This window comes from Avibacterium endocarditidis, from assembly GCF_002921145.1.
Lineage (GTDB): Bacteria > Pseudomonadota > Gammaproteobacteria > Enterobacterales > Pasteurellaceae > Avibacterium > Avibacterium endocarditidis.
On the sequence record NZ_PQVI01000122.1, the window covers coordinates 1 to 9,857 of the forward strand.

Annotated in this window: 6 protein-coding genes and 2 pseudogenes; 7 read left to right on the forward strand and 1 reads right to left on the reverse strand. The window is 42.4% G+C overall.

Translation table 11 applies throughout. The features are described from left to right. Positions 1-171: 171 nt before the first annotated feature. From C3Z13_RS09070 to uvrC, 7 genes and pseudogenes are all read left to right on the forward strand, one after another. Positions 172-615 (forward strand): REP-associated tyrosine transposase, encoded by a 444-nt coding sequence (locus C3Z13_RS09070; RefSeq protein ID WP_245872613.1) that lies wholly within the window; start codon positions 172-174, stop codon positions 613-615. Positions 616-854: 239 nt separating this feature from the next. Beyond that, positions 855-3,287: a DNA internalization-related competence protein ComEC/Rec2 gene (locus tag C3Z13_RS09075; protein ID WP_103855702.1), complete on the forward strand. Its 2,433-nt coding sequence runs from the start codon at positions 855-857 to the stop codon at positions 3,285-3,287. Between the two features lie 60 nt (positions 3,288-3,347). Further along, positions 3,348-5,095, forward strand: a pseudogene (gene msbA, locus C3Z13_RS09080) (lipid A ABC transporter ATP-binding protein/permease MsbA). Between the two features lie 60 nt (positions 5,096-5,155). Continuing rightward, positions 5,156-6,166 (forward strand): tetraacyldisaccharide 4'-kinase, encoded by a 1,011-nt coding sequence (gene lpxK / locus C3Z13_RS09085; protein WP_103855703.1) that lies wholly within the window; start codon positions 5,156-5,158, stop codon positions 6,164-6,166. A gap of 71 nt (positions 6,167-6,237) precedes the next feature. Next, positions 6,238-6,447 carry a Trm112 family protein gene (locus C3Z13_RS09090; protein ID WP_103855704.1) on the forward strand — a complete coding sequence of 70 codons (210 nt, stop codon included), beginning with the start codon at positions 6,238-6,240 and terminating at the stop codon, positions 6,445-6,447. Next, on the forward strand, positions 6,447-7,214 hold the full coding sequence (kdsB, locus tag C3Z13_RS09095) for a 3-deoxy-manno-octulosonate cytidylyltransferase (RefSeq protein WP_103855705.1): 768 nt from the start codon (positions 6,447-6,449) through the stop codon (positions 7,212-7,214). Before C3Z13_RS09090 ends, kdsB begins: the two co-directional genes overlap by 1 nt. A gap of 69 nt (positions 7,215-7,283) precedes the next feature. After that, positions 7,284-9,115: pseudogene (gene uvrC / locus C3Z13_RS09100) on the forward strand (excinuclease ABC subunit UvrC). A gap of 89 nt (positions 9,116-9,204) precedes the next feature. Here the strand turns inward: uvrC and C3Z13_RS09105 are convergent. Further along, entirely contained in the window at positions 9,205-9,618 is a 414-nt protein-coding gene (locus C3Z13_RS09105; protein WP_103855706.1) for a helix-turn-helix domain-containing protein, read from the reverse strand. Positions 9,619-9,857 lie beyond the last annotated feature (239 nt).

The window sequence follows — 9,857 nt, forward strand, 5'->3', positions numbered from 1 at the left end:
GCTTTAGCCCACCATTTTTATCAGGGTTGGCAATGGCCAAGGTTATTCAATCCCAAATGGTGGGCTAAAGCCCACCCTACGTTTCTACGTTTCTTATGAGAGGGGCAGAAATAATGCCAAATTATCGGAGAGATTTTACAAAAGGCGCGTGTTATTTTTTTTACATTGACATTGCAAGATCGTACAAAATGTTACCTTACTCAGCATATAGAAAAATTACGGCAAGCCTATCAAGAAACAATGAGAAAGTATCCCTTTGAAACCATCGCAATCTGTGTGTTACCTGATCATCTGCATTTCATAATGCAATTACCACAGGATGATGATAATTATTCTAAGCGTATTGCTTTTTTTAAAACGATATTTACGAAATTATTACCAAAGGCGTATCGCAATGAGAACCAAAGTCGCATAAAAAAGCGAGAAGCCGGAATATGGCAAAGACGATTTTGGGAGCATCGTATCCGTGATGAACTAGATTTGAACAATCATTTAGACTATATCTATTTCAATCCCGTTAAACACGGTTATGTTAATGCCCCCAAAGATTGGCCGTTTTCCTCATTTCGAAGAGATGTTGAAAGAGGATTTTTTCCATTGAATTGGGGTAGTTAATAAAAGGTGTAATCGGAGTGGCATAGAGCGTAGGGTGGGCTTTAGCCCACCGTTTTTTATGAATTGGGGACAAGGTTATTCAATCCAAAATGGTGGGCTAAAGCCCACCCTACGAGGTGTTGTTATGATGGTATTATTGCGAGCAAGATCGCAAAAATTGTTTAACAAGATTGCGAAAGTGCGGTGCTTTTTTCATCATAGTTTTTATTTGTAATGGTAAGTTGTCATTTTATGTAAGAATGAAATTTTCGCTTAAATTAGATGTGATTTTATGGCTGGTGATTGGCGCAGGCTTGAGTTTGCTTTATGTGTCGAAAGCCTTATTGCTTAGTGTTGAGTTAATGCTTTGCACTGTGGGAATTGGGATCTTAGCTGTTTTGACAGCCTATCTTTTCGACTACTATAAAATCGCAAAAGGGCTGGTTTACGGCGTGATTTTTGTATTGAGCTTGGGCTATTTTCATCATCAAGCTCAGCAAATTTTGACCCAAGCGGAGCAGAGCGCCAGTTTAAACAAGATTAGCATTCCAATTAAGATCGAGAAAATCTTACATCAGCAAGATTATCAAACGGTGATTGCCACTGGGAAATTGGCGGAAAATTTGCCTAGCCAGCGAATATATTTGCAATGGCAAAACTCAGAGAAAAATTTGGAAAATCAGGCAGCAGAGCAAATTAAAGTAGGGCAAATTTGGCAAGCAGAATTATTGCTCAAACCCTTATCAAGCCGTTTAAATCAAGGGGGCTTTGATCGGCAAAAATGGTATTTCTCACAAGGTATCACTGCCTATGGCAGAGTAAAAAGTGCGGTGCAAATTTCGCAAGATTTAGCGTGGCGAGACCGATTATTGCAGGCCAGTTTTCAGCAGACCCAAGACTTACCAATGCAAGGTTTATTGTTGGCGCTGGGCTTTGGCGAACGGGCGTGGCTTAATGCAGAACACTGGCAAATTTATCAGAAAACCAATACGGCACATTTAATTGCCATTTCTGGATTGCATATTGGTTTGGCGATGTTGTTTGGCTTTGCTATTGCCAGAGCGGCACAGTTTTTCTTGCCCACGCATCGAATCGGGGCAATTTTGCCATTATTGTGCGGTGCTTTTATTGCTTTAATTTATGCCCAGTTGGCTGGGTTTTCTCTTCCCACCTTAAGGGCATTACTTGCTTTGGGATTGGTATGTCTGATCCGAGTGTTACGCTGTTATTATACGCCTTGGCAATATTTCCAATGTGTGGTGACATTGCTCATTTTATGGGATCCGCTGATGTTACTTTCCGTTAGTTTTTGGCTTTCCGCAGGGGCGGTGGCAAGCCTGATTTTGTGGTATCAACTTGTGCCGTTGGATTTAATCCAATGGCAAATTTATCCCATTAAAAATCAGTGGGTGAAAAAAATCCTGCGCTGGATTTTCTCCTTGTTTCATCTACAACTCGGTTTGTTGTGTTTATTTACCCCGATTCAGCTTTATTTTTTTCACGGAATGTCTTTATCGGGAATGATGGCGAACCTGTTAGCCGTGCCAGTGTTTAGTTTATGTCTTGTGCCAATGGTGCTGTTTGCAGTGTTGAGCCAAGGGGCGTTTAATTCGTGGCAAGGGGCGAATTATTTAGCAGAAAAAATCACGGCGTTGCTCAGTCAATGGCAAGGGAATTGGATGGATTTGTCAGAAAATCAATCGCAATGGATCGTCATTTTGTTGCTCATTTTGGGGTTGGGGTATGTGCTTTATTTGCAAAAATTGCCGCAAAAAGTAGCGAAAAAACCGATCTTAGCAGGAAACAAGAAAATTTTATTCAATGCAGAAAAATTGCCCAGTCCGTTATTTTTACAAAAAATGAAACCTATTTTTGCTGGGTTACTTGGAATAATGCTGATGAATTTGGCGTGGCAAGAGATAAATGTGCCTAAATGGCGATTGGAAACCTTAGATATAGGGCAGGGCTTGGCAACATTATTGGTGAAAAATCAGCGTGGCATTTTATATGATACGGGCGCAGCGTGGCGTGGGGGAAGTATGGCTGCGCTAGAAATTTTGCCTTATTTGCAACGGCAGGGCATTGTGCTGGATTACCTTATTTTAAGCCACGACGACAATGATCACGCAGGCGGAGCTGAAGCGGTGTTGCGGGCTTATCCCAATGCAATGCTTATTACGTCATCGGAAAAAATCGAGCGAAAAACGCACCGCACTTTTTGTCTTCAGGGGCAACAATGGCAATGGCAAGGATTACGCATTACCGCGCTTTCCCCACAAAAGATCCGTAAGCGTGCAGAAAATCCAGATTCTTGCGTGTTGTTGATTGATGATGGGCAGTATAAAGTGCTTTTAACTGGTGATGCTGATAGCCAAACAGAACGGCAATTTGCTGATTTAGCAGGAAAAATAGAGATATTGCAAGTAGGGCATCACGGTAGTAAAACCTCTAGCAGTGAATATTTGCTTAAAACAACACAACCTAAGATCGCCTTGATTTCTAGTGGTCGTGGTAATCCGTGGCATTTTCCCCATTCCGTGGTATTAGAGCGCCTAAAAGCACAACAAAGTGCGGTGTATAATACGGCAGATTTTGGGCAGATCAGCCTGTTATTTTTCCCCGAACAGATAAAAATTTATACCGCAAGATCGGAATTTTCCCCTTGGTATAGGGGATTAAGTATCGGGGATTAATTGGCTTGTTGGCAAAATAAAGGTAAAATGGCGCAGTTTTTTAACTGAAATGAAGAAATTATGCAAGATAAAGACTTAACCACGTTGCAAACGTTCAAACGCTTATGGCCGATTATCGCCCCTTTCAAAATGGGGTTGATTGCCGCCGCCGTTACATTGGTTTTCAATGCATTGGCGGACGCAGCATTAATTCAAATGCTTAAACCGTTGCTTGATGACGGTTTTGGTAAAGCGGACGTGAGCTTTTTACGCATAATGGCTGTGGTGGTGGTGCTGTTGATTATTGTGCGTGGCGTAACAAGTTTTGTTTCAACTTATTGTTTAGGCTGGGTTTCGGGCAAAGTGGTGATGACCATTCGCCGCCGTTTATTCAAGCATTTAATGTATATGCCTGTGCCGTTTTTTGATCAAAACTCCGCAGGCAAATTGCTTTCGCGCATTACTTACGATAGCGAACAGGTCGCCAATTCTTCATCAGGATCCTTGGTGACCATTGTGCGTGAAGGGGCGTATATTATCTCTTTACTTGGCGTGATGATTTATACCAGTTGGCAGCTTTCTTTGGTGCTTTTTGTGATTGGGCCGATTATTGCGGTGCTGATTCGTATGGTATCGAAAAAATTCCGTGAAGTTGGTAAAAATATGCAAAACTCAATGGGGGAGCTGACGTCTTCCGCAGAACAAATGCTGAAAGGACATCGCGTGGTGCTGTCTTTCGGTGGACAAAAAATTGAAGAAGAACGCTTTAATAAAGTGAGTAATGATATGCGCCGCAAGGGAATGAAAGTGATGGTGGCAGATGCCATTTCTGATCCTGTGGTGCAAATTATTGCCTCTTTCGCCCTGTCGGCGGTGTTGTATTTGGCAACCGTGCCAGAAATTATGAGCCAAAACCTAACGGCAGGCTCTTTCACGGTGGTGTTTTCTTCAATGTTGGCGATGATGCGACCGTTGAAATCGCTCACCAATGTGAACGCACAATTTCAACGCGGAATGGCAGCCTGTCAAACCCTGTTTTCTATTTTAGATATGGAAACGGAAAAGGATAACGGCACGTATGAAGTGGAAAAAGCCAAAGGAAATATTTCTTTCAAAGACGTTACGTTTAGCTATTCAGGCAAAGATCACCCTGCGTTAAATCATATTTCTTTTGACATTCCGCAAGGCAAAACGGTGGCATTGGTGGGGCGTTCTGGCTCAGGAAAATCGACTATTGCCAATTTGGTTACGCGTTTTTATGAGATTGAACAAGGGGAAATCACCCTTGATGGCGTGAATATTCAAGATTACACGCTGAATAATCTGCGTGAAAACTGTGCGGTGGTATCACAGCAAGTGCATTTATTTAATGACACCATTGCCAATAATATTGCCTATGCTGCGGCGGATAAATACAGCCGTGAAGATATTATCAAAGCGGCTAAAGCGGCGCACGCAATGGAATTTATTGAAAATTAGAAGATGGCTTAGACACCGTGATTGGCGAAAACGGTGCAAGTTTATCAGGCGGACAACGTCAGCGCTTGGCGATTGCTCGTGCTTTGTTGCGTAACTCCCCTGTATTGATTTTAGATGAAGCGACCTCTGCATTGGATACAGAATCTGAACGTGCAATTCAAGCGGCGCTTGAAGAATTGCAAAAAGAGCGCACGGTTTTAGTGATTGCCCATCGTTTATCCACCATTGAAAAAGCCGATGAAATTTTGGTGATTGAACACGGTGAAATCAAAGAACGTGGCACGCATCAAGAGTTGCTCGCATTAAATGGTGCTTACAAACAGCTACATCAAATGCAATTTAATCATTAATACTATATTGGTGTACGAATTTTCCGCGTACACCAATCTATCCATTTTAATGAGGTGATAATGAGTTTTTGGTATCAATCCAACCTTTTGGCAAAGGCGCTGAAGTGGTTATTATCACCTTTCGCCCTGTTATTTTTACTCATCACTTGCCTGCGTGCGTGGCTATATCAGCGCGGCATTTTGGCTTCTTACAAAGCCCCTGTGCCTGTAGTGATCGTGGGGAATTTGTCTGTAGGCGGTAATGGAAAGACCCCAGTGGTGATTTGGCTAGTACAGCAGTTACAGCAACAAGGGGTGAAGGTGGGGGTGATTTCTCGCGGCTACGGCAGCAAAGCCACCCATTACCCGCGTTTAGTTGCCGTGCAGGATAACCCCATTGAAACGGGCGATGAACCCTTGCTGATCGCCAAACGCACCAATGCCCCCGTGTGCATTTCGCCGAACCGTCAGCGGGCGATAGAACATTTACTCGCGCATTTTCCTTGCCAAGTGATTATTAGCGATGACGGCTTACAGCATTATAAATTGCGACGCGATAAAGAAATTGTGGTGCTTGATGCGCAGCGCCAATTTGGTAATGGTTTTGTGTTGCCCGCAGGGCCACTGCGTGAGCCAATTTGCCGTTTAAAATCTGTCGATTGGATTATCAATAACGGCGCAGAAACGCCTTTTAGCCAAACGGTAATGACATTAACACCGCAGGTTGCCATTCATTTGCAAACGGGGGAAAAACGTCCTTTGCAGGATTTTGCCCAACAAAACATCACAGCCATTGCAGGCATTGGCAACCCACAGCGTTTTTTCTCAATGTTGCAAAAGTTGGCGATCAATGTGGTGGAAAGCCAAGCCTTTCAAGATCATCAGGCTTATGATCTCACATTATTTGAAAAATTTGATAAAAACCAACCGCTCTTTATGACCGAAAAAGATGCGGTTAAATGCCAACATTTTGCGCAACCCAATTGGTGGTATGTGCCTGTTGAAGCAGAAATTAATGATGAACAAAGTGAACAATTTATTGCCGCGTTGATCCAACAAGTAAAAACTGCGCCAAAAAGCACCGCACTTTAATTTATCTGTTTTATGCACCGCCAGATGAAGCGGTTAAACATAGCCTTCTGAAAAGAAGTGGAGAAACTTTAATGAACGAAAAATTACTCGATATTCTCGCTTGCCCGATTTGTCAAGGGCGTTTGAAATATGACAAAGAAAATGAACAGCTGATTTGCACCTTTGAACAACTGGCTTATCCCATTGAGCAGGGCATTCCTGTGTTGTTAGCGGAGCGTGCAATTGCCTTGCAATCAGAAAACGAGAGACAAGAAAAAGCGCAACAAGAAGGAGCAGAATAATGGCAAAATTCACGGTAATTATCCCTGCACGTTTTGCTTCAAGCCGTTTACCAGGTAAGCCTTTGGCAGATATTGCAGGCAAACCAATGATTGCCCACGTTTGGCAAAAAGCACAGCAATCAGGTGCGAGCCGCGTGGTGGTGGCAACGGATAACCAAGCTGTGGCGCAAGCTGTGCAAGCCTTTGGCGGCGAAGTTTGTATGACGTCAGAACATCACAATTCAGGCACGGAACGCTTGGCGGAAGTGGTGGAGAAATTAGCCCTTGCCGATGATGAAATTGTGGTGAATATTCAAGGTGATGAGCCATTAATTCCCCCTGTGATCGTGCAGCAAGTGGCGGATAATTTGGCAAAAAATGGCGTGAAAATGGCGACCCTTGCTGTCCCACTGAATGATGCGGAAGAATTATTTAACCCGAATGTGGTGAAAGCGGTGGCGGATCAATCGGGCAATGTCTTATATTTTTCCCGCGCACCGATCCCTTGGAATCGCGATCAGTTTGCCGGCTTATCTGATGAACAAAAAACGCAACTTGTGCTACAAAGCCAGTATTTACGCCACATTGGCATTTATGCTTATCGTGCAGGCTTTATCAAGCAATATGTGCAATGGCAACCTTCAGCGTTAGAAAATATAGAATCTTTAGAGCAACTTCGCGTGTTGTGGTATGGCGAAAAAATTCATATTGATTTAGCCAAAGAAGTGCCTGCAGTAGGCGTGGATACGCCAGAAGATTTAGAAAAAGTGCGGGCGATTTTAGCGTAATTTTTCGATTTTATTCCTTGGGCGATTTTTCGCCCATTCTTTTTATCAGCAGATCCTAATATTTTAGAAATGACCTTTGATGCCAAAAAGTTTCTCGCTAACGTAACCCACGATCCCGGTGTTTATCGTATGTATGACGATAAAGATCAGGTGATTTATGTGGGCAAAGCCAAAGATTTAAAAAAACGCTTATCCAGTTATTTTCGGGCGAATTTATCCAGTAAAAAAACGGAAGCCTTAGTTGCCAGTATTCATCGCATTGAAACCACCATCACATCAAGCGAAACAGAAGCTTTGCTATTAGAGCATAATTATATTAAAACCTACCAGCCACGCTATAACGTGCTATTGCGTGATGACAAATCCTATCCCTATATTTTGCTCACCAAAGAACGCCACCCGAGAATCACTGCCTATCGGGGAAGCAAAAAAATTCAAGGCGAATATTTTGGCCCTTATCCTAATGCAGGGGCGGTGCGCGAAACCCTTTCGTTGTTACAAAAATTGTTCCCTGTACGGCAATGTGAAAATTCCGTTTATCGCAATCGCTCACGTCCTTGCTTGCAATATCAAATTGGACGCTGTTCCGCGCCTTGCGTGCCAGGCTATATTTCCGATGAAGATTACAATCAACAAGTGAATTTTGCGCGTCTTTTCTTGCAAGGCAAAGATCAACAAGTGCTAGATCATCTTGTGGCAAAAATGGAGCAAGCGAGCCAAGCGTTGAATTTTGAAGAAGCAGCACGCATAAGAGATCAAATCCAAGCGGTGCGCGCGGTGATCGAAAAACAATTTGTCAGCAATGATCGCCTTGATGATATTGATATTATCGCCATCGCCTACCAACTGGGCATCGCTTGCGTGCAAGTGCTGTTTATTCGACAAGGCAAGATTTTGGGCAACCGCAGTTATTTCCCGAAAGTGCCAGCCAATACGGATTTATCCGAGCTCACCGCCACGTTCGTGGGGCAATTTTATTTGCAAGCGCACCAAGGACGAACCGTGCCGAACACCATTATTGTGGATCATAAATTAGCAGAAAAAGCTCAATTAGAAACCCTGCTCGCGGAACAAGCAGGGCGTAAAGTACAAATTCAAGACAGCGCCAAAGGGGATAAAAGTAAATATTTACAGCTTGCACAAATGAATGCGAAAGCTGCGCTGGTTACCCAACTGAAACAATCCGCGCTGATCCACGAACGCTACCAAGCGTTGCAAGCGTTGCTCGGCATTGAAAAAAATCCAACGAATGGAATGTTTTGACATCAGCCACACAATGGGCGAACAAACCATCGCTTCCTGTGTCGTGTTCAATCAAGACGGGCCGCTGAAATCCGATTATCGCCGTTTTAATATCACTGGTATTACGGGCGGTGATGATTATGCTGCAATGGAGCAAGCCTTATTGAAACGTTACGATAAAGATCTGGAGGCAGAAAAATTCCTGATGAATTTTTATTGACGGTGGTAAAGGGCAGCTCAACCGCGCCTTGCAAGTGTTCGATCAACTGAACGTAAAATGGGACAAAAAACGACCGCACTTAATTGGCGTAGCAAAAGGCGTGGATCGTCGCGCAGGCCTAGAAACGCTCATCATTAGCAAGCAAGATCGCGAAATTAATCTTCCGCCAGACAGCCTTGCCTTGCACCTAATCCAACATATCCGTGATGAAAGCCATAACCACGCCATCAGCGGCCACCGCAAAAAACGCCAAAAAGCCTTCACCCAAAGCGGATTAGAAACCATCGAAGGTGTTGGCGCAAAACGCCGCCAAGCCCTATTAAAATACCTTGGCGGAATGCAAGGCGTGAAAAAAGCCACCCTTGACGAAATCGCTTCCGTACCAGGTATCTCAAAAGCGTTAGCAGAGAAAATTTTTGAGGCGATGAAGGGGGAGTAGAATAACCCCAAGATCTGGTTGTTGATGCAAATTAAAATAAAACTTGTATTAGTAGTAATTAATGCAAGTTTTATTTTTATAAATTAATTCTATTTTTTAAGCAAACTAATAATTTCATTCAAAGATTTAATTTCATTCTCTTTTTGCTGTAAAAGCAAATCTTTTGAATGCAATAATTGTTGCTGATTTTCAATAATCAATTTTAATTTTTCTAATTCTAAAGTTAAAGCACTATCAGAAGAGTAATAATTAGCAACATTATTGTTATTAGAGCAGTTTTCACCAAAATACCACATTGGCATTCTTTTATCTAAATCAATTAAATCATTTACACTAATATTAAATATATTGGCAATTTGTTCTAACTTGTCATAATGCAATTTTGATTGTCCGCGTTCTATCTTGGCATAACCTGTTACCGACATTCCCATTCTATCAGCCATTTCTTCTTGCGACCATTGACGGATTTCTCGCATAACACGAACTTTATCATAGATTTCCATAGTTTAACCTTCCAAGTAAATTGTGATTAACTAAGTTTTTCGCAGTATATCACTTTTTAAGCATGGGGGCTATGTTGTTTTTCGGTAAGGCTTTGAGTTTTTTTAGTAACTAAATGAGTTAATTTTGTAACGGTTTGATTCTGGAATATTAACCAGTAAAAATATAGAATCCTACCAATATTAAATATTAATTTGAGAGTATTCTATGTTAGAACTTAAAGAAGTAGAGTTAATAAAGG